The 25,435-nt window shown below is 30.1% G+C and carries 23 protein-coding genes; 9 read left to right on the top strand and 14 right to left on the bottom strand.

Going from position 1 to position 25,435, the window contains the following annotated elements; genetic code table 11:
* Positions 1-3: 3 nt before the first annotated feature.
* From F7018_RS06290 to F7018_RS06270, 5 genes are read right to left on the bottom strand one after another with little or no spacing between them, the layout of a single operon-like run.
* A complete protein-coding gene (locus tag F7018_RS06290) occupies positions 4-684 on the bottom strand; it encodes a YggS family pyridoxal phosphate-dependent enzyme (protein WP_246175059.1) in 681 nt (226 codons plus the stop codon).
* Positions 674-1,912 carry a DUF1015 domain-containing protein gene (locus F7018_RS06285; RefSeq protein ID WP_150899162.1) on the bottom strand — a complete coding sequence of 413 codons (1,239 nt, stop codon included), beginning with the start codon at positions 1,910-1,912 and terminating at the stop codon, positions 674-676. Before F7018_RS06285 ends, F7018_RS06290 begins: the two co-directional genes overlap by 11 nt.
* 3 nt (positions 1,913-1,915) lie before the next feature.
* Complete coding sequence (locus F7018_RS06280; protein ID WP_150899161.1) at positions 1,916-2,869, bottom strand: D-2-hydroxyacid dehydrogenase; 954 nt, start codon at positions 2,867-2,869, stop codon at positions 1,916-1,918.
* Between the two features lie 58 nt (positions 2,870-2,927).
* Positions 2,928-3,992, bottom strand: coding sequence for a 3-phosphoserine/phosphohydroxythreonine transaminase (gene serC / locus F7018_RS06275; protein WP_150899160.1), 1,065 nt, complete (start codon positions 3,990-3,992; stop codon positions 2,928-2,930).
* A 52-nt stretch (positions 3,993-4,044) separates the two neighbouring features.
* Positions 4,045-5,106 (bottom strand): acyl-CoA reductase, encoded by a 1,062-nt coding sequence (locus F7018_RS06270; protein ID WP_150899159.1) that lies wholly within the window; start codon positions 5,104-5,106, stop codon positions 4,045-4,047.
* A 72-nt stretch (positions 5,107-5,178) separates the two neighbouring features.
* Here F7018_RS06270 and F7018_RS06265 point away from each other — a divergent pair, with 72 nt between their 5' ends.
* Positions 5,179-5,529: a 4Fe-4S dicluster domain-containing protein gene (locus F7018_RS06265; protein ID WP_150899158.1), complete on the top strand. Its 351-nt coding sequence runs from the start codon at positions 5,179-5,181 to the stop codon at positions 5,527-5,529.
* Positions 5,530-5,626: 97 nt separating this feature from the next.
* On the opposite strand, the gene F7018_RS06260 is transcribed toward F7018_RS06265, so the two are convergent.
* The 4 genes from F7018_RS06260 to F7018_RS06245 form a co-directional block, all read right to left on the bottom strand.
* Positions 5,627-8,350: a TonB-dependent receptor gene (locus F7018_RS06260; protein ID WP_150899157.1), complete on the bottom strand. Its 2,724-nt coding sequence runs from the start codon at positions 8,348-8,350 to the stop codon at positions 5,627-5,629.
* A gap of 127 nt (positions 8,351-8,477) precedes the next feature.
* Positions 8,478-11,408, bottom strand: a complete 2,931-nt coding sequence (locus F7018_RS06255; RefSeq protein WP_150899156.1) for a TonB-dependent receptor — start codon at positions 11,406-11,408, stop codon at positions 8,478-8,480.
* Between the two features lie 16 nt (positions 11,409-11,424).
* Positions 11,425-12,432: a FecR family protein gene (locus F7018_RS06250; RefSeq protein ID WP_150899155.1), complete on the bottom strand. Its 1,008-nt coding sequence runs from the start codon at positions 12,430-12,432 to the stop codon at positions 11,425-11,427.
* Positions 12,433-12,510: 78 nt separating this feature from the next.
* A complete protein-coding gene (locus F7018_RS06245; RefSeq protein ID WP_150899154.1) occupies positions 12,511-13,077 on the bottom strand; it encodes an RNA polymerase sigma factor in 567 nt (188 codons plus the stop codon).
* Between the two features lie 164 nt (positions 13,078-13,241).
* On the opposite strand from F7018_RS06245, the gene ychF reads away from it, so the two are divergent.
* Complete coding sequence (ychF, locus tag F7018_RS06240) at positions 13,242-14,333, top strand: redox-regulated ATPase YchF (RefSeq protein ID WP_150899153.1); 1,092 nt, start codon at positions 13,242-13,244, stop codon at positions 14,331-14,333.
* A gap of 83 nt (positions 14,334-14,416) precedes the next feature.
* Positions 14,417-15,088, top strand: coding sequence for a DUF2461 domain-containing protein (locus tag F7018_RS06235; protein ID WP_150899152.1), 672 nt, complete (start codon positions 14,417-14,419; stop codon positions 15,086-15,088).
* Positions 15,089-15,130: 42 nt separating this feature from the next.
* On the opposite strand, the gene F7018_RS06230 is transcribed toward F7018_RS06235, so the two are convergent.
* Genes F7018_RS06230 through F7018_RS06220 form a run of 3 tightly spaced genes read right to left on the bottom strand, consistent with a single transcriptional unit; the run spans position 15,131 to position 17,916 of the window.
* Positions 15,131-15,880: an SDR family NAD(P)-dependent oxidoreductase gene (locus F7018_RS06230; RefSeq protein ID WP_150899151.1), complete on the bottom strand. Its 750-nt coding sequence runs from the start codon at positions 15,878-15,880 to the stop codon at positions 15,131-15,133.
* A 50-nt stretch (positions 15,881-15,930) separates the two neighbouring features.
* Positions 15,931-16,509, bottom strand: a complete 579-nt coding sequence (locus F7018_RS06225) for a TetR/AcrR family transcriptional regulator (RefSeq protein ID WP_150899150.1) — start codon at positions 16,507-16,509, stop codon at positions 15,931-15,933.
* A gap of 60 nt (positions 16,510-16,569) precedes the next feature.
* Positions 16,570-17,916: an MATE family efflux transporter gene (locus F7018_RS06220; RefSeq protein WP_150899149.1), complete on the bottom strand. Its 1,347-nt coding sequence runs from the start codon at positions 17,914-17,916 to the stop codon at positions 16,570-16,572.
* A 101-nt stretch (positions 17,917-18,017) separates the two neighbouring features.
* Between F7018_RS06220 and F7018_RS06215 the strand changes: the two genes are divergently transcribed.
* Genes F7018_RS06215 through F7018_RS06200 form a run of 4 tightly spaced genes read left to right on the top strand, consistent with a single transcriptional unit; the run spans position 18,018 to position 20,655 of the window.
* A complete protein-coding gene (locus F7018_RS06215; protein ID WP_150899148.1) occupies positions 18,018-18,404 on the top strand; it encodes an acyl-CoA thioesterase in 387 nt (128 codons plus the stop codon).
* Positions 18,405-18,440: 36 nt separating this feature from the next.
* Positions 18,441-19,559 (top strand): DEAD/DEAH box helicase, encoded by a 1,119-nt coding sequence (locus F7018_RS06210; RefSeq protein WP_150899147.1) that lies wholly within the window; start codon positions 18,441-18,443, stop codon positions 19,557-19,559.
* Complete coding sequence (locus tag F7018_RS06205; RefSeq protein ID WP_150899146.1) at positions 19,560-20,180, top strand: trimeric intracellular cation channel family protein; 621 nt, start codon at positions 19,560-19,562, stop codon at positions 20,178-20,180.
* Between the two features lie 13 nt (positions 20,181-20,193).
* Positions 20,194-20,655, top strand: coding sequence for a MaoC family dehydratase (locus tag F7018_RS06200; RefSeq protein WP_150899145.1), 462 nt, complete (start codon positions 20,194-20,196; stop codon positions 20,653-20,655).
* Positions 20,656-20,699: 44 nt separating this feature from the next.
* Here F7018_RS06200 and F7018_RS06195 read toward each other — a convergent pair whose 3' ends face one another.
* Positions 20,700-21,134 (bottom strand): hypothetical protein, encoded by a 435-nt coding sequence (locus F7018_RS06195; RefSeq protein WP_150899144.1) that lies wholly within the window; start codon positions 21,132-21,134, stop codon positions 20,700-20,702.
* A gap of 114 nt (positions 21,135-21,248) precedes the next feature.
* Here F7018_RS06195 and F7018_RS06190 point away from each other — a divergent pair, with 114 nt between their 5' ends.
* Positions 21,249-21,851, top strand: coding sequence for a LysM peptidoglycan-binding domain-containing protein (locus F7018_RS06190; protein ID WP_150899143.1), 603 nt, complete (start codon positions 21,249-21,251; stop codon positions 21,849-21,851).
* Positions 21,852-22,035: 184 nt separating this feature from the next.
* Here the strand turns inward: F7018_RS06190 and F7018_RS06185 are convergent, their stop codons facing one another.
* Positions 22,036-23,247 (bottom strand): RsmB/NOP family class I SAM-dependent RNA methyltransferase, encoded by a 1,212-nt coding sequence (locus tag F7018_RS06185; protein WP_150899142.1) that lies wholly within the window; start codon positions 23,245-23,247, stop codon positions 22,036-22,038.
* 61 nt (positions 23,248-23,308) lie between these two features.
* Here F7018_RS06185 and recG point away from each other — a divergent pair, with 61 nt between their 5' ends.
* The gene (gene recG, locus F7018_RS06180; protein ID WP_150899141.1) at positions 23,309-25,405 is read left to right on the top strand and encodes an ATP-dependent DNA helicase RecG; all 2,097 of its coding nucleotides are present in this window, start codon (positions 23,309-23,311) and stop codon (positions 25,403-25,405) included.
* Positions 25,406-25,435 lie beyond the last annotated feature (30 nt).

The following is a 25,435-nucleotide window of genomic DNA, read 5'->3' as shown; positions in this document are numbered from 1 at the left end:
AATTTAAACAATATAATTTCTAACTCCAAAAATAGAACTACCAATTCTAACCATATTGCTTCCGTTTTCAATAGCCAATTGATAGTCACCACTCATTCCCATTGAAAGTGTATTTAGGTTAGAGTATTTTTCCTGATTTTTCTTGAAAAAATTAGCTAATGACGAAAATTCTTCTTGAAGTTGTTGCTGATTATTAGTAAATGTGGCCATTCCCATTAAACCAACAATGTTTATATGTCCTAGTTCAGATAACTCTTCTGAAGATAATATTTCTTCAATATCAGAAAATAATAATCCAAATTTAGTATCTTCTTTAGCTATACGAGCTTGTAAAAGACAATTGATAACTCTACCGTGTTTTTTAGCTTGTTTATTAATCTCTTTCAAAGTTTTAAAGCTATCTACACCATGAATTAAATCAACAAAATGAGCCATGTACTTAACCTTGTTTCGTTGTAAATGACCTATCATGTGCCATTTAATATCTTTAGGTAAGTTATCGTACTTATTAACCATTTCTTGTATTTTGTTTTCACCAAATACACGTTGGCCAGCCTCATAAGCTTCTTGAATGTCAGCTATTGGCTTGGTTTTTGAAACAGCAACTAAGGTTACGTTTTCTGGTATACTATTTTTTATTTTTTGAAGATTTTCTTTAATTCCAGTGATCATATTAGAATTCATAAATAGTTAAAGCACTTCTTAATTTTGGTTCAATATAGGTAGTTTTTGGAGGCATTAATTTTCCTGAATCTACAATATTTTTTAGTTCTTCAATAGTGGTTGGTAACATTCCAAAAGAAATTTTAAAATCTCCACTATCAACTTTTGTTTTTAATTCTAAACTGTCTGATTTATCTTGTGAATAGATAATTTTTGATGCATTTCTAATATCATTAATACCTAAAATTGGTTTTAGGACTGTTGTATAAAGAATTTGTGCATCTAGTCGACTTAAAGAATCAGTAAATTCATAAGCAGATTTTCTAAGGTACAGTGCATAAAACTCTCCATTTAAATACATGCTAAAGTGATGTCTCTCTTTAGGTCTGTATAATTCTTGACCTCTATTTTCAATTCTGAAAAAAGTATCTAATTCAATTAAAAATTCATCAGGAGTTAAACCATTTAAATCTTTTATGAAACGATTAAACTCATAAATACTTAATTGGCTTTCTGGTAGTAAGTAACTCATAAATGAGTTGTATTTTTCTTTACCGATATGATTTGGATTGTCTTTGGCTAAATTTTTAGCAAGTAAACAAGAAGAAGTAGATCTATGGTGCCCATCTGCTATATACAAAGTATCGACATTGTCAAATGCTTTTGTTATTTGCTCAATATCATTTTTATCATTTACAATCCATAATAAATGATGATCCTTGTCGGTAGTAGAAAATTCATATTCAGCTCTTTCAGCCTGATATTTTTTGATGATAGATTCAATAACATCATTATCAGGGTAGGTAAGGAGTACAGGTTCTGAGTTGAATCCTGTATTCTTTAAATAGTTTTCAAAGAGTAATTCTCGTTCTCTAAGAGTTCCTTCATGTTTTTTTATAACATCATTATGATAATCTTCAACTGAGGTTGCAGCTATAATTCCACAAAAAGAATTTGTAGGAGTTGTTTTTTGATAAATATAAAAAGCAGGTGCTTCGTCTTGAGTGAAAATTTTATCTTCTTTAAATTCTAAATAACGATTGTGTACCAATTTAAAGCGTTGTTCTCCACTAATATCTTCTTTATGATATTTATATCCAGGATTAATTACATGTAGAAAAGAATAAGGGTTAAACGCTAATTTAGCTTTTAACATCTCTGAAGTATAAATTTCATATGATTTAGATGAAACCATAGCTACTTTATCACGAGTAGCTCTTACTGCTTTAAAAGGTTTTACAATTGCCATAAATTATTCAGAAAGTAATTTAATAATTTGGTTTGCTAATTCAACTCCTGTTCTTTCTTCAACTTCTAAAGTTAGAGGACCTATATGTGGAGTTAATGAAATTTCAGGGTTCATTAATAATTGAATTGCAGGAGTAGGTTCGTTATCAAATACATCTAAACCTGCATACTTTACTTTACCACTTTCAATAGCGTTTACTAAAGCAACTTCATTAATAAGATTTCCTTGTGAAGTATTAATAATTCCTACACCATCTTTCATATTGTTAAACTGAGTTTCTTCAAGAATATAATCTTCTTGGTTAGAAAGATGTAAGCTGATAAAGTCGGCTTCTTTGATAACTTCATCAAAAGAAGTAGTTTCTATTTCAATATTTGCCGATTGTCCATTGAAAAAAGGAATGTTAATTGTAGCTCTTTCTACATTTGAATCTGTTGCTATTACGTTCATACCAACTCCCAAAGCTATTTTAGCTACGGCTTGTCCGATACTATCGAAACCAATAATACCAATTGTTTTACCTCTTAACTCCACACCTTTTGCATACTGTTTTTTTAAGGTGTTAAAACGAGAATCACCTTCTAAAGGCATATCTCTATTTGATTGATGTAAAAAACGGGTAATTCCGAAAAGATGTGCAAAAACTAATTCTCCAATTGCGTTTGAAATTGCAGAGGGAGTGTTTATTACATGAACACCATTATCTACCGCATAATCAGCATCAATATTATCCATAATAACACCTGCACAACCAATTAATTTAATACTTGGGCATGCTTCAATTAATTCTTGACGAACTTGTGTGTTATTTTTAACAATAATAGCATCAATATTATTGTCGTTTATATAGTTTTCTAACTGATTTTGAGCAACCTTTGTGCTGATTACTTCAAATCCTTTACTTTCTAAAATTTCTATTCCGCTTTTAGAAATTCCGTCATTTGCTAATATCTTCATCTTAAATCTATATTGTTATTACGAGAAATAGTTTAACCTAATTCTTCCAATAACTTTTTTATGCTGTTCTTTCTAGTTCTTGCATTACATCTACCAAAGCTTGTACACTATATAAGGGTAATGCATTGTACATGCTTGCTCTATATCCACCAACACTTCTATGACCATTTAAACCATTTATATTAGCTTCATGCCACATAGTGTTGAACTTTTCTGTTAATTTTTCATCAGCTAGAGTAAAAGTAGCGTTCATATGACTTCTGTCTTCTTTTGCTACATTTCCATTAAATAAAGGATTGCGATCAATCTCATTATATAAAAGAGCTGATTTTTGCTGATTTACTTTTTCAATAAATTCGATTCCTCCTAAATCTTTTAACCACTCTAATGTTAACATAGAAGTATATACTGCAAATACAGGTGGTGTATTAAACATACTTTCTTTATCAATAAAAACTTGGTAGTTTAACATTGAAGGAATAATTCTTTCTACTTTTCCTAATATCACCTCCTTTACAACAACTAATGTAGTACCCGCTGGACCCATATTTTTTTGTGCTCCCGCGTAGATTAAATCAAATTTTGAAAAATCTAATTGACGTGAAAAAATATCTGAACTCATATCACAAACTAAAGGAACATTAGTTTCAGGAAAACTTTTCATTTGCGTTCCGTAAATAGTATTGTTACTAGTACAGTGAAAATAATCTACATCGGTAGGAATTGTATAATTTTTAGGAATATAATTAAAGTTTTTATCCTTTGAAGAGGCTACTTCAACTAGCTCTCCAAATAACTTTGCTTCTTTAATTGCTTTAGAACTCCAAGTTCCTGTATTTAAATAGGCAGCTTTTTTATTTAGTAAATTATAAGCTGTCATTAAAAACTGATTACTGGCACCTCCTTGTAAGAATAAAGCTTTGTAACCTTTATTTTCAAGACCTAACAATTCTAAAACTAAACTTCTTGCATTTTCAATAACATCAACAAAAGGTTTACTTCTATGCGATATTTCAATTAATGATAAATTATCGTTATTAAAATTTATAACCGCTTCAGAAGCTTTTTTTAAAACTTCTTTTGGTAAAATACATGGTCCTGCGCTAAAGTTATGTTTTTTCATTTTGTAGTTGTGTTTGTTAATAGCAAAGGTGCAAATTTATGGAGTTTAATCTTTAAATTTTTGCTAAAAATTCAAGAGTATTTATACCATCTGCATAATCCCATAATTGAGGATGTTGTGTTTGGCCAAATGCAATTTCATTATCAATAAAATTGTTAGCAACTACACATTGAATTTGATCTTTATCTTCCCAAAGTTTAATTTTTAAATCATCAGCATTTTCATAATATTCATAAAAAACTGAAGCAATAGGAGAGGCATAGCTTTGATCTTCTTTAATCATAAGGAACCCATTTTCTAAAATATCAAATTCACTCATTAAATATACCGCTTTGTTATAATCGTAGTTATTAGCATATTTAACATTGTTAATGATTTCATGTTTATTATACATCCCTTTGAAGAATGAATCGAAATCATAGTTTTTAGGAACAAATAATTTAGAAACAGAACGACACCCTAATCCAAAATAACGGAAAACATCCTCACTTAATTTTTCAAAATCTTCCTTGGTTTCATTTCCTGTTAAAATAGCAACTGAGTTTCTGTTTTTTCTGATAATACTAGGTTTGTCTTTAAAATAGTATTCAAAATAACGAGCAGTATTGTTGCTTCCTGTTGCTATTACAGCATCAAAATCAGTTAATTTTTGTTCGGTAAAAGTAATTTTATCTTTAAATTCTGGTTCAACAAATTCTAAATATTTAGCTAAAAAAGGTAATAAGTGCTTATCGTTAGAAGATTGCTTTACTAAAACAGAATGTCCAGCTATTAAAACAGATAAGAAGTCATGAAATCCAACTAAAGGAATATTCCCAGCCATAATAATAGCAACTTGTTTAGTTTCATTATGACCTAAATTTTCATTAGAAATCCATTTTTGTATAGAAGTTTCAGTTAATGCCTTAGACCAATTTTCGGTAGCGAATAATAATTGATCTTTCGTAAACCAAGTATTATTTTCTCCAGCAATTTTTAATTGATGTTTAAAACCATCAAAAAAAATGTCGTTAAATTCAACTGTATCTTTTTGTGCTACATTCTTTTGAGTGAATTGACTTAAAAATTCTCCTAATTTTACAAAAGCAGCGATTCTATTTTGGATTGTATCCATTTATTTTGTTTCTAAATTAATTTGGAACTATTTTTGCGCTTGCAAAGTTACAAAAACTGAAACAGATTAATTATGGCAATTATAATAACTGATGAATGCATAAATTGTGGTGCATGTGAACCAGAATGTCCAAATACAGCTATCTATGAAGGAGCTGAAGATTGGAAGTATGCAGACGGTACTGATTTGGAAGGAGATATAGTGTTACCTAATGGTAAAAATGCTAATGCAGATGAAGAACAAGAACCTATATCTGATGAAATTTATTATATCGTAGCTGATAAATGTACAGAATGTAAAGGGTTTCATGAAGAGCCTCAGTGTGCTGCAGTTTGTCCTGTAGATTGTTGTGTGCCTGATGATGATAATGTTGAAACTGAAGAAGAATTATTAGCAAAACAAAGTTTTATGCATAATGAATAGATAATTTATTATTCATCTAATAATAGAAAACACCCAAACTAACTAGTTTGGGTGTTTTTCATTACATATAATAACACAAGTAAATGAGAAGTGGGGATTATAATTTAAAACCTAATCTTGCAAAAAAGTAAGCTCCATCTGAGCCCATTTGCACAGAGTCTGCTAAACCTCCTTGGTCAGTCCATCCATCAAATTGTGGAGTAGGGTATACGTTAAAAATATTATTACCTCCAATGGTAAATTTTAACTTATCTGTAAAAGCGTAACTAAAACTTAAATCGGTTGTAATAGCTGATTCATAAGTATCTACTGAACCTTTTGCTGGATCTAATAAAGCAGCAACGTCTGCTTGTGATTTTGGGGGAGTATCTACCCATTGGAAATCATATAATTGTACTTCACTAAATTTTGTAAAAGTTAAATTAGTATCGAATTTTTTATAGGAGTATCCTAAGTTTAAATTAAATTTATGATCAGGTGCTGAAGCTCTTAAGTAAGCTTGAGAGAAAGGACTAAAGAACGTTAGTTCTGCTTCTTCAGCGCTTAACCCTAAGGTTGTTTGTAAAGTTGTAGGAGTATTTATGCTTTTGATTTTTGTATCGTTGAAGTTTCCTACTAAACCAATATTAATTTTATGATCATTAAAACTCTTTTTATAGTTTAATACAATATCTAAACCTTGTGTTTTTGTATCTACACCATTTGCAAAGAATTGAGCAGCATCAACTCCCAAGTTCAAACTTGAAGCATCAAAATTATCAGTTAAAATAATTCTATCATCTACAGTAATAGAATAAGCATCAATAGTAGCAGTAAATCCACCAATTTTATATGTGAAGCCTAAACTTGTATTAAAAGCTTTTTCTTCTTTTAATTGTTGAATACCAAAAGCTCTTGTAACAGTACTATTATTAGCAGATAATAAAGATGGTAAAGATTGTCCATTAACAATGTTTGTAAACTTTAAGTTGTAATATAACTGAGCTAATGAAGGAGCTCTAAATCCTGATGAAATAGATCCTCTGAAAGTTAAGTTTTCACTTGCTTTAAATCTAGAAGCTAGTTTAAAATTGAAAGTACTTCCAAAGTCACTATAATCTTCATATCTAAGAGCAGCTCCTACTAAAAACTTTTCTGAAAAATTAAATTCTGAGTCGAAGTACATACCTACATTACTTCTAGACCTGTCAATTTCATTATCTGGACTATATCCAGGGAATCCTTGAGAACCACCAGGTAAATCATTTCCATTACTATCAGTAGCAACAGTTTGAGTAGCAGGATTTGTGATTAAAACGCCGTTGTTGTCATAAAGCCCGTAAGAAGCCTCTTCACCTGAAAATATAATAAAGTTTTCAGTTCTATATTCGATACCAAAAGCTAAATTGATACCATTTAAAGTATTTTCTAAGTATTTAGTAAAATTAATACCTGTGGTATTTTGTGATAAACTATGCCCTCCAGCATCAAAATCTGTAGGAGAAGCATCTTTTAAAGAAGCATTATTTGAATCTTTTATAAAGTAATGGAATTTATTTTCTCCATAAGTATTATTAAAATCTACTTCCCATCCGTTGTTCAATTTGTGCTTAATACCCGCAGAAATAGAAATATCTGTAATATTAGAGGTAATTCTAGGAGTAAATCCATTAGGATATAGACTAGGAACAGATCTATTATCTCCATCAGCAAAACTACTTCTAGAAAAAGCATAAGCATCAGTATCTCTAAAGTTTCTACCTCCAAAAGCATAAACTTCTGTGTTGTCGTTAATAGGTAAACTAGAATTTACCATGAAGTTAAAACCATCAATAGCTGCGCTACCATATCCTTTTCTCCATGAAAACCCTGGTCTTAAGGTTCTATCTTTCGATAACAATTCAGTAGTAAAGTTAACAAAACCACCTCTGTCATTTAATTTAGCTCCATAGTTTAAGTCAAATTTAAAGGTACCTCCATCAAAACTTTTATCTTTTCCGTCTAATCTGTTTTTACCATTTACATTGTATAAGGTTTCTCCTGTTGCAGCTTCCCAACCACTACCAACGTTTGTACTGTATATTCCATATCCGAAACTTCCAGTTACTCCGTCTGTGTTATCCTTTAAAACAATATTGATAACTCCAGCAATAGCATCTGAACCATATTGAGCAGAAGCACCGTCACGTAATACTTCAATTCGTTTTATTGCAGCCGCAGGAATAGCATTTAAATCTGTTCCAGAATTTCCACGTCCTCTTGTACCGAAAATATTTACTAATGATGATTGATGACGTCTTTTTCCGTTAATAAGAACTAATGTCTGATCAGGTCCCAAACCACGTAATGATGCTGGAACTATATGGTCAGCTCCATCTGAACCAGATTGCTTAGTAGCATTAAATGAAGGAGCAGCGAATTGTAAAATGTCATTTACTTCAACCTTACCATTTTTAGTAGCTAGATCTTGTACATCAATAATATCTACAGGTACAGGAGTATCAACAGCAGTTCTTTTCGCATTTCTTGAACCTACTATGATTACTTCATCCAATTGTAGTCCTTCATTTAAAGTAATATTAAAACTAGTTTTTCCATTTACAGGGACTTCTTTGGTTTCAAAACCAGAAAAACTAATAATTAATATTGCTCCATCTTTAACTGTTAAATTAAAATTTCCATCTAAATCTGAGCTAGTTCCATTAGAAGTTCCTTTCTCTAAAATGTTTGCTCCAGGCAATGGATTGTTATTAGTATCTTTTATTGACCCAGTTATTTTTGTTTGAGCCCAAGTAACACTAGTAAATAGTATTGTGAAAATTAGTAATGTAATTTTTTTCATGAATATATGATTGATTAATAGAAAAAACGTTAGTTATTTAAGAAGTTTATTCTTAATTGAGTTGTACGTTATACTATTAATAAGCGAAGAATATTTTTTTATACTCTTTTTTTATGAAAAAAATATTTTAAAGTTTAAAACTTAACTTAGTATAGAAGAATGTACCGTTTGTTCCCATTTGAGTAGCATCCCATAGACCTCCACTATCTACATGGCTTCCTTGAACAGTAGGGTAGGTGTTAAATAAGTTATTAATTCCTAATTGATAGTTTAAAAAATTAAATAATTGATATCTAAAATTAATGTCAACAGTATATTTAGGTTCATAGATATCTGTAGCCGCAGCAATTCTCTCTTCTTCAGAATTATTGAAGTAGTAAATAGGTTCTTGAATTTGCCAATCAATAAGTTTTAAGCCACTGTATCTTGTAATATTCAAATTAGAACTAAACTTATTTTTTTGATAATTTATACCTAAGTTGAATTTACTTTTAGGAGCAGAGGCTAATAAGAAATGTTGTTCTCTAATTCCAAAGAAAGTTTCTTTGTCTAAATTTTGATTTTTAATTCTACTAATAGACATTCTATTAATATTACCGTTAAAGTTTATGGATAATTTTGAATCACCAATTTTTTTTAACCATCTAGCTTTTAAATCCAAACCTACAGTTTCTGTATCAACTCCATTGGCAAAAAACTGTATGTTATCTACATTACCTACACCTAAATTAGTGGCATCGAAAATACCACTTAAAATAATTCTATCTTTAATAGAAACATAATAAGAATCTACAGAAAAACTAAAGTCTTTATAATTTGCAGCAAAACCGAAACTAGTGTTTATGGCTTTTTCTTCTTTGAGTTTATCAATTCCTAGTTTTTGTGTGATTGGATTGTTGTTAGCTACTAATAAAGATTCAACGGGTAAATTTCCTAAGTAGTTTGTAAAAGTTAAATTATAATAAATTTGAGCTAAAGAAGGAGCTCTGAAACCTGTACTAAAAGAACTTCGTATGTTTATGTTAGGAGATAATTTTATTCGAGTAGCAAGCTTGGTATTTAATGTGCTGCCAAAATCATTATAGTATTCATATCGAATAGCTGTGGCTAACATCCACTTTCTTGTAAAGTCAAACTCAGTATCAATATAGAAACTAAAATTGGTTCTGTCTTCATTGACTTCATTCATGGGGGAATATCCAGGAAAACCTTGTGATCCTCCCGGTCTTACAAAACCGTTATAAATTACTAAGTCTGAGTTTGGAGTTTGAGAATTTACAAGGTTTCCGTTTATATCGTAAGCACTGTAAGAACTTTCTTCTCCTGCAAATATTTGATAGTTTTCAATTCTATGCTCAAAACCAAAAGCAACATTTATACCTTTTAATGACTGCATAAAATATCTAGAGAAATCTATACTGGTGGTATTTTGCATTAATTGATGCCCACCAGCATCAAATTCTGTAGGAGAGTTTTCTTGTAATGTAGCATTTAAGGTTTCCTTAATAGTGTAATGAAAGTTATTACTTCCATAGGTGTTATTAAAGTCAATATTCCAATTTTTAAAGTTTGTTTTGATACCTACAGACATAGATTTGTCTGAAATATCAGAGGTAATTAAAGGATTAAAACCATTTGGGTAAATAGCTAAAACATTTCTTTCACTATCAGCATCTCGAGAAAAAGCAAAAGCTTCTGTATTTCTATAGTTATAACCTCCAAAAGCATAAAATGAAATATTTCTCTTGATAGGAACTTCAGAATTAAAAAATAAACTAACATTTTGAGAAGCTGCTTCTCCATATTTTTGTCTTAATTCAGTTGGAGCTCTAAATGTGTGGTCTTTTGATAGAAATTCTGTACTAAAGTTGATAAATCCTTTCTCTTTTATTTTGAAGCCATAGTTTACATCTACTTTATAGGTAAGACCATCTATGGTATTTATAGGTGCTATATTTTGAATGCTTGGATTTGCATTATGAAAGCCAAAAGTTGTATTGGCCGATAAAATATTAGTAGTGTCTTTTAAAACAACATTAATAACTCCAGCAATGGCATCTGAACCATACTGGGCTGAAGCACCATCTTTTAAAATTTCTATGCGTTTGATGGCCGAACTAGGGATAGCGTTTAAATCGGTGCCAGAGTTTCCTCTTCCTCTTGTTCCATATAGATTTATTAGAGAAGCTTGGTGTCTTCTTTTACCGTTAATTAATACTAAGGTTTGATCTGGACCTAACCCCCTATAAGTTGCTGGAACAATATGATCGGCACCATCGGCGCCTGATTGTTTAGTAGCATTAAAAGAAGGGACAGCAAATTCTAATAGTTCATTAACCTCTGTGAGTCCACTATTATCTATTGTTTTGTCAATATTAATAATGTCGGTAGCAACAGGTGCATCTTTTTTAGATCTGTTTTTATTTCTTGACCCTACAATATGTACTTCTTCTAAAAACAAATCGTCTTTAAGAATAATTTGTAGTTGTTTTTTTTGAAACTCAATAGTTTGATTAAGGTATCCTACATGACTAATTCTTATTAAATTACTTACACTTTTTAGTGCTAGAGAAAATGTTCCGTTTGGAAGACTAATGGTTCCGTTTTGTGTATTATCTTCAATAATACTAGCTCCTTCAATAGGCTGTAGGTTTTTATTTAGTACAATACCCTTTACTAAGAAAATACTATTAGCTTTTTGAATAGAATCATTAATTATTTGATTTAATGTTGAGGTATCCTGTACTTCTGAAGTATTGTTTGATTTTGGAGTGTCTTTGGCATAGATAACATAATAATTATTTCCTAAGTAATCCAAAGTTAAAGAAGTAGTTTGCTTTAATAATTCAATAGATCTATTTAAAGGTAAATTGTCAAAAGTATTTAAATCGACTGTCTTGTTTTTAAGTAAATCTGATTTATAGGTAAAATGAATATTATGCCTTTTACTTAATGAGTCTAATAGTTGAGTAACAGGCCTTTTTTTTTGAGAAAAAACTTTTGTAGAATATAAACCTATCAGCAGTAATAATAAGAAAAAATGTTTATTGAAAGACATTAAATAGGTTACATAATTATTTTTTAGTAACGACTAATTTACTGTTTTCTTTAATTATTTCAACATTTACTGATTTTTTAATGGCTTGTAAGCAAATATCAATATTGGTTGTAGGTACAGTTCCTGTAATTAAACTATGCTTACTTTCATTGTCTCTAAAGATTACTTCATAACCATAAGTTTCAGTAACCTTTTTTAAAGCATCTTCTAATGATAAATTATTAAACGTTAAAGTACCATTCTTCCACGAAGTCTGTTCTTCAGCTGAAATATTTTCTTGTTCAACTAAGATTTTATTTTCTTTAGAAGAGTAAGATATAAAGTTGCCAGGAAGCATTTTTTTAGAGTCACCATTCTTTAAAGCTAGCCATATATTTCCTTCTTCTAAATATACTTGTGTTTTTTCTTCTTTAGTGTTTACATTAAAAACAGTTCCGTATACTTCAACCTCTAAATCATCCGTAATTACCCAAAATTTAGCATTGGTAGTTTGTTTTTTGTCTACTTGAAAATAGGCTTCACCTTTTAACCAAATTTTTCTACTATTATCCTTTTTGTAAGAAAGAGAAGAATTTGCATTTAATGTAACTAAACTTCCGTCTTTTAATTTTAAGTCTAAAATTTCTCCATAACCAGTTTCATGAGTTATAGTGCCAGAATCAGAAAGTTTAAGAAGAACAACACTTAAAATTAAAATAAAACTAGCAGCAATACCTAGCCATTTATTATAATTAGGTTTAGAAATTGTTTCTTTTTTAACTGTAGTTTTTTCTTGCTTTTCTTTTATTGCGGATTTAAACTTATTCCATTCAAAATCAATTTTTTCTTCAGGAACAATTGTTTTCTTTAATTGAATACCCAAGACAATGTCCTTAGCTTCTTCAACAATTTCTCTTTTATCAGGGTTGTTTTCCAGCCAATATTCCCAAAAAGTTTCATCAGAAAGCTTTTCTTTTTTAACCCAGTTTACAAAAGAAGGATCTTCTATAAAGTCTGTTATAATATTGAATGTTTTTTTTGTCATATTCTTAACTTAACAAGTTTCCCTGCATCTATAATAAGAGTTTCTAATAAATTATATACTCTTTTTGGGAGGGCAAATTTACAAATTAAATAATTGAGAAATTTTTATGTTATATCTTAAGCTTTTTAAAGCTTTATGTAATGTGTTTACAACGCTCTGATAGTTAATTTCCATAGTGTCAGCTATTTCAGCTGTTTTAAGATTACAATGAAATTTTAAAAAAATAACCTCTCGTTGTCGTTTAGGTAGTTTGTTTAAAAGTACTGCCAAGTTTTTATCTCTAAAAGATTCAGATTCTTGGTGAATTAATGTTTCTTCAGCAGTAAATTGAATATCAACCATCTTCTCATCAATATCTCTAACAAAACGTCTTTTTTGGTTTTTTTGTAATTTTTTAATTATCAGTCTTCTGTAAGATGCAAATAGATAAGGAGCAATACTGTTTAAATCACTTAGGTTTTGTCTGTGCTCGTAAATGTAAATGAAAAAATCTTGCAAAGAATCTTCTGTTAAAATAGGATCTTTTGAAATTTTTAAACCATATGAATAAAGTGTACTATAATAACTTTTGAAGAGCACTTCAAAGGCTTTTAAATCTCCATCTTTTAAAGATTTCCATAAGATTTCATCAGATAAATTCTTCATTATAGAGAAGTTAGTTTGCAGTTAAAAGTACACAAAAAAATAAAAAAAATGTAAAGGGTATATATTTAAAACTAAAATTAAGAGAATTCAGAATTGATAATTAGATAAAAATAGAAACCAAATATGTATATTTGCAATCGCAAAATTTTCAATAAAAGAATAGAATGAAAGCTGGAATTGTAGGACTACCAAATGTAGGAAAATCAACATTGTTTAATTGTTTATCAAATGCAAAAGCACAAAGTGCAAACTTTCCTTTTTGTACTATTGAGCCAAACTTAGGAGTAGTAAACGTACCTGATGCTAGGTTAGAAAAACTTGAAGAATTAGTTGTTCCTGAAAAAGTAATACCTGCTACTGTAGAGATTGTAGATATTGCTGGATTGGTAAAAGGAGCAAGTAAAGGAGAAGGGTTAGGAAACCAGTTTTTAGCAAACATTAGAGAAACTGATGCAATTTTACATGTATTACGTTGCTTTGATAATGATAATATTGTACACGTAGATAATTCTGTAGATCCAGTTAGAGATAAAGAAACTATTGATATAGAATTACAATTAAAAGATTTAGAAACAGTTCAAAAACGTTTAGAGCGTGTAAAAAGAACTGCTAAAACTGGAAATAAAGAAGCTCAAGTTGAGTTAGAAATTTTATTGAAAGTAGAGGCTACTTTATTAGAAGGTAAATCTGTTCGTTCTATTGAGTTTACAGAAAAAGAAGAGGAATTTGTAAAGCCATTACAGTTCATTACATCTAAACCTGTTTTATACGTATGTAATGTTGATGAAAATTCAGCTGTGTCTGGAAACGATTATGTAAGTAAAGTAAAAGAAGCTGTAGCTCATGAAAATGCTGAGGTTATTGTTTTAGCAGTAGGAACAGAGGCTGATATTACTGAATTAGAAGATTATGAAGAGCGTCAAATGTTCTTAGCTGATATCGGTTTAGAAGAGCCAGGTGTTTCTCGTTTAATTAGATCGGCTTATAAATTATTGGATTTACAAACATATTTTACAGCTGGTGTTAAAGAAGTAAGAGCTTGGACTATTCCTGTTGGATCTACAGCGCCTCAAGCTGCTGGAGTTATCCATACAGATTTTGAAAAAGGTTTCATTAGAGCTGAAACTATTGCTTTTGATGACTATGAAACTTACGGTAGTGAAGCGAAAGTAAAAGAAGCTGGAAAAATGAGAATTGAAGGAAAAGATTATATTGTTAAAGATGGAGATGTAATGCACTTCAGATTTAATGTGTAATCAATTTTAAGATAATATTACAAACTCTATTGAAGCAATTCGATAGAGTTTTTTTGTACCTTAGATTTTTTAATTTAGGATTTATGCAATTTGAAAAACAAACATTTCAGTTTTTAAAAAAATTAGAAGCTAATAATAATAGAGATTGGTTTGCTGAGAATAAAAAATTATACGATGCCTCTCTTGGTAACGCTAAAGATGTATTCTCTAAAATTTATGAAAATTTAGAAATGCATGATGATATAGCTAAACAGAAAATATATCGAATTTATCGAGATGTACGTTTTTCAAAAGATAAAACACCTTACAATCCTCGATTTGCAGTTTCGTATTCAAGAAATGGTAAAGAATTACGAGGAGGTTATTTTTTACAAGTAAAGCCAGGTGATACTGTTTTAGGAGGTGGTTTTTGGCAACCAGAAAAAGAAGACTTGTTTCGAATAAGAAAAGAATTTGAACTGGATGATAGTGAAATTAGAGAAATTTTATCTGAAGAGAAATTTGTTAAATATTTTGGAGGGAAATTAGAAGGAGATGAGTTAAAAACAGCTCCCAAAGGATTTGATAAAGAGCATAAAGCAATTGATTTAATTAAAAAGAAAGGTTTTATAGCTATCAGAAATTTTACTGATGAAGAGGTATTGTCAAGTAATTTTGCAGAAGAAGTAGATAATTCATTTAAAGCATTGCGACCTTATTTTAATTTGATGAGTGATATTCTTACCACAAATTTAAATGGAGAGTCATTATTATAAGAAAAAGCTGAGAATATATCTCAGCTTTTTGTTTTTATAGAATTATATTTGGCTTAAACCACCATCAACTTCTAATTCTACACCGTTAATGAATGATGCTTCATCAGAAGCTAAAAATAATGCAGTATTTGCGATTTCTTCCGAAGTTCCAAATCTACCTAACGGTACTTGTGTAGCGAAACCTTTCCCCATTTCTTCTACTACCTCTTGTGGTAATCCCATTTTTCCATAAATAGGAGTGTCAATTGGTCCTGGAGCAATAGAGTTTACACGTATACCTCTCGATTTTACTTCTGAAGTAAGAACTCTAGCATAAGCTCTTAATGCTCCTTTACTTGCTGAATATACAGCTAGTCCATCAAAGCCTTTCTGATGAACTATAGAATTTGTAAATAAGATACTTCCTTTATCATTCATAAAAGGTAAAGCTTCTTTTGTAGCTAGTATTGGTCCTTTTACATTAATATCAAAAACTTCATTATAATGTTCAGCTGTGATATCTGTAGTAGGAGTAACTGGAGCTATACCTGCATTTAAAAATAAAATGTCAATATTTCCATATTTATCAACAGTTTTTTTTATTAGTTGTGTATTATCTTCTTCTTTAGATACGTCAGCTACTACAGTAATAAAGTCACCTTCTAAATCAGTAGTGGCTTCTTTTAAAGCGCTTTCTCTTCTTCCTGCTAATACTACTTTAGCTCCGTTTTCTAAGAATAATTTTGCTGTTGCTAATCCAATTCCACTATTAGCTCCTGTTATTACTGCTACTTTGTTTTGTAATTTATTCATGTTTAGTTGTTTTTATTTGAAACGTTCGTTTCAAAATGAGTTAAAAAAAATTAATTTAATATAGAAAGTGTTGTTTTTACGATACTTTCTAAACGACTATAATCATTCATTATGATACCAGAAATACCTAAGCCTTGTAAAGAGTTAAGTAAGTAATGTGCATATTGATCTGAAGACTTATTAGTGTTAATAGAACCTTCCAACTGTCCTTTTTCTATAAGGTCTCCTAATAATTGAATCATATTATTATAATTATTATTTAAAAAACCTTCAATAACTGTTTCCTGATTGGCCATTTCAGAAGTACAATTATTAATAAGGCAACCTATGTTTTTATTATCAATATTGTTTCTAACATTCAATAAAAAAATAGCTTCAATAGCTTTTATTGGAGTTGCTGCTTTACTAGTAACTTCATCAACATTACACTTAAATGTTGATTGATAATATTTTAAGCACAGCATATAAAGATCGAGTTTACTACCAAATGAATTGTAAATACTAGATCTGTTTAAACCAGTAGCATCTACCAAATCTTGCATAGAAGTCAAACTGTAGCTTTTACGATGAAAAACTCCAGTAGCTTGCTTTATTGCTTCTTCTTTATTAAATGTTTCTACTTTTGGCATTTATTTGAAATGAACGTTTCAAAGATATGTGTTTTTTTAATATTGAATTAAAAAGAAGTGTTAATTTTTATTTTGTAGGTTTAATCGAATCTCTCTTTGTAAGAAAAAGAAAGTAACTAAAGTAGATAAAATATCAGCAATTGGAAACGACATCCATACACCATTAACTCCATAAAATCTTGGTAAAATATAAACTAATGGAATTAAGAAAATACCTTGTTTTAATAAAGTTAATACTAAGGCAGGTAAAGCTTTACCGGCAGCTTGAAAATAAGCCGATCCAATTAATTGTGTTGTAATAACAGGAGTAGCTAGGAAAGCAATAATTAAAGCATTAGGAGTACTACTTAATAATTCTTTATCGTTTGTAAAAAGTCCTACCAATTGAGAAGGAAATAACATAATTAGAACAAAAATCACAGAAGCTATAATAGTACCAAATAGTATAGAAGTTTTAATGGTTTCTTTAACCCTTTCAGAATCATTAGCTCCATAATTATAACCTGCAATAGGCAAAAAACCTTGTGTAACACCCAAAACAGGGAATAGTGCAAACATCATTACTCTATTTATAATACCATAAACAGCAATTGCTATTTCACCACCATATTTGAATAATGTAAAGTTTAAAATAATTATAAGTAAACTAATTACTCCTTGACGTACTACTGTAATTCCTCCTAAAGCAACAATTTCTTTTAAAATTACTGGATTAATCATAAAGAATTTAGGAATAATTCTTAATTCGGTGTTTTTTGATAAGAAGAACCATAAGACGAATAAACCACTAACTCCATAAGAAATAGATGTAGCAAGTCCAGCACCAAACATTCCAAGGTTAAAAACTTTTATAAATAAAATATCTAAAACAATATTTGAAATAGCAGGAAATATTAAAGTAAACATAGCGTAATTAGGTTTGCCAACGGCTCTAATTACTGGATTCCCCATCATAGCAAAGGCTAAAAAAGGAACTCCCCATATGATTACGTGAAAATACTCCGCAGCCGGAGCTACAATATTACCATTAGCACCAAATAATTGTAAAACAGGGAAACAAAAAAAGGTTCCTATTAAAACAAATAGAATAGATAAAACAACTGTTAAACTTATTTGATTTCCAAATACTTCAAAAGCTTTAAAAGTGTCTTTTCTACCTAATGCTCTTGATATGATGGAGCTACCTCCAATTCCAATTCCCATACCAATAGAAGAGATGAAAAAAGCTATAGGTAATACAACAGTAATAGCGGCAATAGCCATAACGCTAATCCACCTACCAACAAAAATGGTATCTACAATCATATTTAAAGACATTACTAAAATCCCAATAGAAGCAGGGATAGCTTGCTTTAAAAGAAGTTTACTAATTTTTTCAGTACCAAATTTGTTGGTTATTTTATTCATAATTAAATTCTAGCATTCGAATATCTTAAATATTATCATACTTGAAAGAAATGAAACAAAGATTTAAGTAATAATTAACATCATTCTTGTAAGTTTGTTAAATGAATCTTTACGAAAAAAAAATTATAGTAACATCAAAAGATATTGATGAGTATAATCATGTGAATAATGTAGTTTATGTACAATGGATGCAAGACGCATCAAATGCTCATTGGACTCAACTTATAAAAAATGTTCCAAAACCTGATTATGTTTGGTTTGTAATTCGACATGAAGTTGACTATAAAAATCAAGCAGTTTTAGGAGATGAGATAACTGTAAAAACTTGGGTTGGAAAGACAGAAGGTATTAAATCGGTGCGTCATTTTGAAATTTATAAAGAAGAATTATTACTTGTAAAGTCGCAAACAACATTTTGTTTATTAGATGCAGAAACGAAAAGACCTAGAAGAATAACTAAAGAAGTAACAAACCTACTTTTAGGATAAAAATAAGCAATATCTTTGCACTTATAAATTAATAGTATGACAACATTTACAGCTTTAGGAGTACGAAAGGAATATGTTAAAGGATTAAAAGAGTTAGGGATAACAACTCCTACCGAAGTTCAAAAAGAAACGATACCATATTTATTAGAAAACAACTCAGATTTTATTGGGTTAGCACAAACTGGAACAGGAAAAACTGCAGCTTATGGTTTACCAGTTTTACATAAAATAAATCCTTCAAAAAATACAACTCAAGCCTTAATATTATCGCCAACAAGAGAGTTAGTTCAGCAAATTAAAAAGCAGTTATTTAAGTTTACTAAATATGTAGATGGTAAAATTTTTGTTGAAGCTGTTTATGGAGGAGAGAAAATAGATCGCCAGATTAAAAATTTACAAAGAACTACACATGTAATAGTAGCTACACCTGGACGCTTAATTGACTTGATAGAGCGAGGTGAGGTAAATTTAAAGGATATTAAAATGCTAGTACTTGACGAGGCTGATGAAATGTTGAGTATGGGGTTTAAATTAGAATTGAATCGTATTTTAAAATATACTTCAGGAACTAGAAAAACGTGGTTGTTTTCTGCAACGATGCCCGATGAGATTAGAAGCATAATTAAAAAATATATGAATGCTTCAGCTAAACAAGTTGAAATAAATAAAAACTCATTGGTAAATGCAAACATAATTCATCAGTTTGTACAAACTACAATACCTGAGAAAGTTGATGTAATTATTAAGTTTTTAGAAAAAAGACAATCGGAAAGAGGAATCATTTTTTCAAGAACAAAAGCGGGTGCACAAAAGTTAGCAAAAGAGTTGAAAGAGGAAGGTTTTTCAGTTGAAGCTTTAGAAGGAGATATGCAACAAAAAGAACGTGATAAAGTAATGCGTGCTTTTAAAAAGGAAAATCTTCAAGTTATTGTATCTACAGATGTTGCTGCCAGAGGAATTGACGTACAAAACTTAGGTTTTGTATTGCACCATCAATTGCCAGAAAAACTAGAATATTATACACACAGAAGTGGAAGAACAGCCAGAGCTGGAAAAAAAGGAGTTTCTTTAGTATTAATTCTTAATAATGAAAGAAATAATATTAAAGAAGTTGAAAGAAAACTAAAAATTGAATTTTCTGAAATAAATATATAAATGAGTATCATTTATGCTATAGATATCGCAGGAACTTTTGCTTTTGCAATAAGTGGAGCATTGGTAGCAATGAAAAAAGACTTCGATGTATTTGGAGTCATTATTATTGCTTTTGTTACCGCAGTAGGAGGTGGGATGATACGTGATGTTTTAATTAATGCGCATCCTATAAATTGGATTGGTGATATTAATTATATCTGGACAATTTTAACTGCTGTAGGAGTAACATTTTTATTTAGAAGTAAAATAGCTCCTTTGCGTAAAACAATGTTTCTGTTTGATACTATTGGAATTAGTGTGTTCACTTTATTAGGCCTACAAAAAGGATTGAGTTATGAATTGCATCCGTTTGTAGCTTTAGTTATGGGAATGGTATCTGCTGTTTTTGGAGGAGTAATTAGAGATGTTCTTACTAGAAAAGTTCCTCTAATCTTTAAAAAAGAAATTTATGCCTCTGCTTGTTTGGCAGGAGGAGTTATATATTTAATTTTAGGTAATTTTAATCTGAATGAAGATTTGCGATTTATTTTATCGGCAGCAGCTATCATAATAATAAGAACCGTTGTTGTTAAATATGAATTAGAGTTACCAAAAATAAAAAAGGATATACTTGGTAAATAATTAGTTATAACAAATGGAGAAATTAGTATTTGAAAATTTAGATGCATTGCATAGTTTAAAAGGAAAATCATTACCAGTAGGAGAATGGTTTACAGTAACTCAGGAAATGATAAATGATTTTGCAAATGCTACTTTAGACAAACAATGGATTCATGTAGATGAAGAAAAAGCAGCTAAATATTCACCAACAGGAACAACTATTGCACATGGATTTATGTCAGTTTCGATGTTGTCTGAGTTAATTTCAGATTTAATAGAAATTAAAAGTGTAAAAATGGGATTGAATTACGGTTTAAATAAAGTTCGTTTTCCCAACCCAGTCCCAGTTAATAGTCAATTAAGATTGGTCAGTTCTTTAAAGGAAATTGAAGATTTTAGTAATGGTAAAAAACTAACTTTTGATTGCTTAGTAGAAATAAAAGGACAAGAAAAACCAGCCTGTGTAGCGGAGTTTATTTTTGTTTTATTAGAATAAAAAAAGCTGTCTTGTAAAAGACAGCTTTTATATTTTATAATTTTCTAAGACAATATCCCTTTAGCTTCAGATCTTTTAGTATACCATAAGATAAATAAAGCAAAGCCAATAACCATAATAGGCATAATTACAGCTCCTGGACCATAAACTTCCATAGCTCCACTCATAAAAAGATTGTAAAACATTTGTATTACAATAGCTACTAAAGAAATTAAAAACATAGGTTTTGCTAATTTTCTGCGAAGTAATAAAAAGATACTACCTATAAAGCCACCAAAAACAGCAAGAGCAAAAGCAGCCATTGCCCAAGAAGGGGTGTTTTGTACCATCTCCATTACTTTTTCATCAGGATACATGGCTTTAAAAGCATCAGTGTTGTATGCTTGCTGTAAGTATTGATTTACTCCCATACCATTCCATAGTAGAGAAATAACAGCAATAACCCAGAATCGTTTTTGAGGTTTGTTTGAATTAGTCATAAGTTGAAATTTACGTTAGTTGATTTCTAAAAATACTTATAAAGAGCTATAAATCAAAATTTAAAAATTATTATATATTTGAAGAACAACAAAAGGGGATTAAAAAATAAAGCAATGAAAATAAAATTGAGTTTTATACTCTTGCTATTGATGGGGGTTAATAGTTATGCACAAAAAAAAGGATTACCAGAAGGATGGACCAGAATTCAACAAAATGGAAAAAGAGCTTATAAAAATTTGGTAACAGGTAAAATTTCAAAAAGATATCCAAAAACTCCAGCATTAAAACCTATAGAAGACACTGTATTTGATCCAACAATAATTCATATTGTAAAAGAGGGCGAAACTTTAATTTCAATAGCAAAAAAATATAGTTTTGATATTGCAAAGCTTCATGAGTTGAACAGTTTTTCTAAATCTAAAATAGAAGTAGGAGAGGAAGTTATTTTAGGATATGCTCACAATCAGCAAGAAAAGAAAGCTTTTTATAATGGAGATGTTAATGTTTTAAACCATGACCATGATCACGACGATGATTATGGGTATTACGATAAAACAGAGAAAAAGAATGTTGGATTTAAGTACCATATCGTTTTATCAGGAGAAACATTATATAGAGTGGCTATGAATTATAAATTATCGGTAGAAGAATTAAAAAAACTAAATAACTTAAAAAAAGCAACTATTATGGTTGGTCAAAAATTAAGAGTTAAATAATCAATCTTAAAATAGTGTTAAACTAAAAACAATAACTGTAACAATTTGAAAAAGTTGTCGTCATATAAGTGTAATTACTTAACAGTTAGTTTAGTGATTAGTTAGTTTTTAATAGTTGATTGAAAAAAGGCTCGAGATTTAGAAATCTCGAGCCTTTTTATTTTATGTAGAAATAATTTAATTCTTATTTTCTTTCTAATAAAGCCATGTAAAAACCATCAAAGCCAAATTGATGTGCTAAGACTTTATGATCTTTTACAAAAGTAAAATCTTTCCCTTCGTCAGAAGCTAAAAAGAATTCAACTTGTTGTTGATTTTCAGAAGGTAAAACAGAACAAGTAGCATAAACTAATTTCCCTCCAGGTTTTACCATCTTAGAGTATTGTTGTAAAACTTTTTGTTGTACTTCTTTAATGTTATCTAAAAATTCAGGTTGTAATTTCCACTTACTATCTGGATTTCTACGAATAACACCTAAACCAGAACAAGGAGCATCAATTAATACTCTATCGGCTTTTCCGTGTAATTTTTTAATTACTTTGGTAGAATCGATAACTTTAGTATCAATATTGTGAACTTTGTTTCTACGAGCTCTAATTTTTAGTTTTTTCAATTTACTTTCATAAATATCCATAGCAATAATTTGCCCTTTGTTTTTCATTAAAGAAGCTAAGTGCAATGTTTTTCCTCCAGCTCCAGCACAAGTATCCACTACTTTCATACCTGGTTCAACATCTAAATAAGAAGCTACTAATTGAGAAGAAGCATCTTGAACTTCAAAAAGTCCATTATGAAAAGCTTCAGTTTTAAATACATTAGCTCTTTCAACTAAACGTAAAGCATCATCACATCCTTTAACAAATTCAGTATCTATATTTTCAGATCTTAATTGTTTTTGTAAACTTTCTTTAGATATATTTAAAGTGTTGGTACGTAAAATAACATCTGCTTTTTTATTTAAAGCTGCAATTTCTTTCGTCCAAACTTCTTCTCCTAATTCTTGAACTCCAAGTTCATCAATCCAATCAGGAATAGACTCTCTAAATTTTCTAATTTGAGAAAGTTCATCAAATTTCCCTTTAATTCTTCTAGTTGGAGTTTCTTCAATTTGATTCCAATCTGGTAATTTAATACCTCTTAATACACACCAAACTACAAACAAACGCCAAAGGTCTGGTCTCGAATATGGAGCCTTTACATTGGCAATTTCTGCATATAATCGTTTCCATCGTACAATGTCATAAATTGTTTCAGCAACAAACTTTCTATCACGTGCTCCCCATCGCTTATCTCTCTTTAATGCTTTCTCTACAGCTTTATCAGCATAAACCTCTTCATTAAAAACGTCACGCAAACTATCTATTACTGCGTAAACTAAATTTCTATGTAATCTCATTTGATGAATTTAAGAGTGCAAAGATAGTTGATTTTAATGGCTTTTTGTATTTTCGTTTTTAATGAATTTAAATCATCCAATAACATATATAAAAGGTGTTAGTGTAGCTAGAGCAGAGTTATTATATTCTGAACTAGGTATAAGAACTTGCAATGATTTATTAAGCCTTTTTCCCTTTAGATATATTGATAAGACTCAATTTTATACAATTAATCAACTACAGCAAAATTCATCAGAAGTTCAGATAGTTGGGAAGATAAGAGGTGTTAAAACTGTAAAGCAAAAAAGAGGGAGTAGGTTAGTTGCTACATTTTATGATGCTACTGGTTCTATTGAATTGGTTTGGTTTAAAGGAGCTAAATGGATAAAGGATAGTTTAAAAATTGATACTCCTTATGTAATTTATGGAAAGCTAAACTGGTATAATGGTAGTGCTAGCATGCCTCATCCAGAGATGGAAACAGTGAGAGAATATAAAAGTAAGTTGCAAATGTCTATGCAACCTGTATATCCTTCTACCGAAAAACTGACCAACAAAGGAATTAGCAATAAAATGATGCGTACTATGATTCAAAACTTGTTACAACAGGTTTATAGTAGTATTGAAGAAGCGCTTCCAACTTATATGTTAAATGAAAACCAGTTATTAGGAAAAAGAGAATCGCTATTAAATATTCACTTTCCAAAGAGTCAGGAGTTATTAGCAAAAGCTCAATATCGATTAAAGTTTGAAGAACTATTTTTTATTCAAGTACAGTTGCTACAAAAGAAACTGATACGAAAATCAAAAATAAAAGGATATGTTTTTGAACATGTTGGTGAAGAGTTTACGAATTTTTATAATAATCACCTACCTTTTAGTTTAACCAATGCTCAGAAAAGAGTACTAAAAGAGATTCGAAAAGATGTTGGTTCTGGTGCCCATATGAATAGGTTATTACAAGGTGATGTTGGTTCTGGAAAAACAATTGTAGCTTTATTATCGATGCTAATTGCAATTGATAATGGCTATCAAGCTACCATTATGGCACCTACAGAGATTTTGGCAATTCAACATTATAATGGAATTGTTGAATTATTATCGGAAACTTCTATAAAAGTAGAGCTATTAACTGGTTCGAGTAAAACTAAAAAACGAAGAGAAATTCATCAAGGATTAGAAGATGGGACTTTACATATTTTAATTGGCACACACGCTATTTTAGAAGATAAGGTTCAGTTTAAAAATTTAGGTATTTCTATTATTGATGAACAACATCGTTTTGGGGTTGCTCAACGTTCTAAAATGTGGCAAAAAAACGATTTACCTCCACATGTATTGGTAATGACGGCTACTCCAATTCCAAGAACATTGGCAATGTCTGTGTATGGCGATTTAGATATTTCTGTAATTGATGAACTCCCTCCAGGGCGTAAGGAAATTAAAACAGTTCATAGATATGATAGCAATCGTTTAGGAGTTTTTAAATTTTTAAAAGATGAAATAGCCAAAGGACGTCAAGCATATGTAGTATATCCGTTAATTCAAGAGTCAGAAGCAATGGATTATAAAGATTTGATGGATGGTTATGAAAGTATTGTTCGCGATTTTCCTTCTCCAAAATATCAAATCAGTATTGTTCATGGTCAAATGAAACCTGCTGATAAGGAATATGAAATGGATCGTTTTGTAAATGGTGAAACGCAAATAATGGTGGCTACTACAGTTATTGAGGTGGGGGTAAATGTACCTAATGCATCGGTAATGGTCATAGAAAGTGCTGAGCGTTTTGGTTTAAGTCAGTTGCATCAATTAAGAGGTAGAGTAGGGCGTGGAGCAGAACAGAGTTATTGTATTTTATTATCCAGTTATAAATTGTCTTCAGACGGTAAAACTCGTTTGCAAACTATGGTTGATACCACAGATGGTTTTAAAATTGCAGAGGTAGATTTGAAACTTCGAGGACCCGGAAATATTATGGGAACTCAACAAAGTGGTGTGCTCAATTTAAAAATAGCCGATGTAGTTAAAGATAGTCCTATTTTGCATGTAGCAAGGCAAATAGCTATAAAGGTTTTACAAGAAGACGCAGCCTTGTCTAAACCAGAACACAGAGGGTTATTAAAAACGTATACTCAGCTTCAAAAAACAAGTGGTCTTTGGAGTAATATTAGCTAATTACTTACTGAAATAGATTGAAAAAGAAAA

Source organism: Tenacibaculum aiptasiae, from assembly GCF_008806755.1.
Taxonomy (GTDB): domain Bacteria; phylum Bacteroidota; class Bacteroidia; order Flavobacteriales; family Flavobacteriaceae; genus Polaribacter; species Polaribacter aiptasiae.
The sequence above is the reverse complement of the archived record's forward strand: the minus strand, read 5'-3'. Positions and strand labels throughout refer to the sequence as shown.

Bases quoted from the DNA above. Each gene is read 5' to 3' on its own strand.
- F7018_RS06215 (WP_150899148.1), top strand. From the start codon at position 18,018: ATGAATCTTTACGAAAAAAAAATTATAGTAACATCAAAAGATATTGAT.
- F7018_RS06280 (WP_150899161.1), bottom strand. From the start codon at position 2,869: ATGAAGATATTAGCAAATGACGGAATTTCTAAAAGCGGAATAGAAATT.
- F7018_RS06245 (WP_150899154.1), bottom strand. From the start codon at position 13,077: ATGAAGAATTTATCTGATGAAATCTTATGGAAATCTTTAAAAGATGGA.
- F7018_RS06270 (WP_150899159.1), bottom strand. From the start codon at position 5,106: ATGGATACAATCCAAAATAGAATCGCTGCTTTTGTAAAATTAGGAGAA.
- F7018_RS06200 (WP_150899145.1), top strand. From the start codon at position 20,194: ATGGAGAAATTAGTATTTGAAAATTTAGATGCATTGCATAGTTTAAAA.
- F7018_RS06225 (WP_150899150.1), bottom strand. From the start codon at position 16,509: ATGCCAAAAGTAGAAACATTTAATAAAGAAGAAGCAATAAAGCAAGCT.
- F7018_RS06195 (WP_150899144.1), bottom strand. From the start codon at position 21,134: ATGACTAATTCAAACAAACCTCAAAAACGATTCTGGGTTATTGCTGTT.
- F7018_RS06220 (WP_150899149.1), bottom strand. From the start codon at position 17,916: ATGAATAAAATAACCAACAAATTTGGTACTGAAAAAATTAGTAAACTT.
- F7018_RS06210 (WP_150899147.1), top strand. From the start codon at position 18,441: ATGACAACATTTACAGCTTTAGGAGTACGAAAGGAATATGTTAAAGGA.
- F7018_RS06250 (WP_150899155.1), bottom strand. From the start codon at position 12,432: ATGACAAAAAAAACATTCAATATTATAACAGACTTTATAGAAGATCCT.
- F7018_RS06205 (WP_150899146.1), top strand. From the start codon at position 19,560: ATGAGTATCATTTATGCTATAGATATCGCAGGAACTTTTGCTTTTGCA.
- F7018_RS06260 (WP_150899157.1), bottom strand. From the start codon at position 8,350: ATGAAAAAAATTACATTACTAATTTTCACAATACTATTTACTAGTGTT.
- F7018_RS06185 (WP_150899142.1), bottom strand. From the start codon at position 23,247: ATGAGATTACATAGAAATTTAGTTTACGCAGTAATAGATAGTTTGCGT.
- F7018_RS06230 (WP_150899151.1), bottom strand. From the start codon at position 15,880: ATGAATAAATTACAAAACAAAGTAGCAGTAATAACAGGAGCTAATAGT.
- F7018_RS06290 (WP_246175059.1), bottom strand. From the start codon at position 684: ATGAATTCTAATATGATCACTGGAATTAAAGAAAATCTTCAAAAAATA.
- recG (WP_150899141.1), top strand. From the start codon at position 23,309: ATGAATTTAAATCATCCAATAACATATATAAAAGGTGTTAGTGTAGCT.
- F7018_RS06285 (WP_150899162.1), bottom strand. From the start codon at position 1,912: ATGGCAATTGTAAAACCTTTTAAAGCAGTAAGAGCTACTCGTGATAAA.
- serC (WP_150899160.1), bottom strand. From the start codon at position 3,992: ATGAAAAAACATAACTTTAGCGCAGGACCATGTATTTTACCAAAAGAA.
- F7018_RS06255 (WP_150899156.1), bottom strand. From the start codon at position 11,408: ATGTCTTTCAATAAACATTTTTTCTTATTATTACTGCTGATAGGTTTA.
- ychF (WP_150899153.1), top strand. From the start codon at position 13,242: ATGAAAGCTGGAATTGTAGGACTACCAAATGTAGGAAAATCAACATTG.
- F7018_RS06265 (WP_150899158.1), top strand. From the start codon at position 5,179: ATGGCAATTATAATAACTGATGAATGCATAAATTGTGGTGCATGTGAA.
- F7018_RS06235 (WP_150899152.1), top strand. From the start codon at position 14,417: ATGCAATTTGAAAAACAAACATTTCAGTTTTTAAAAAAATTAGAAGCT.
- F7018_RS06190 (WP_150899143.1), top strand. From the start codon at position 21,249: ATGAAAATAAAATTGAGTTTTATACTCTTGCTATTGATGGGGGTTAAT.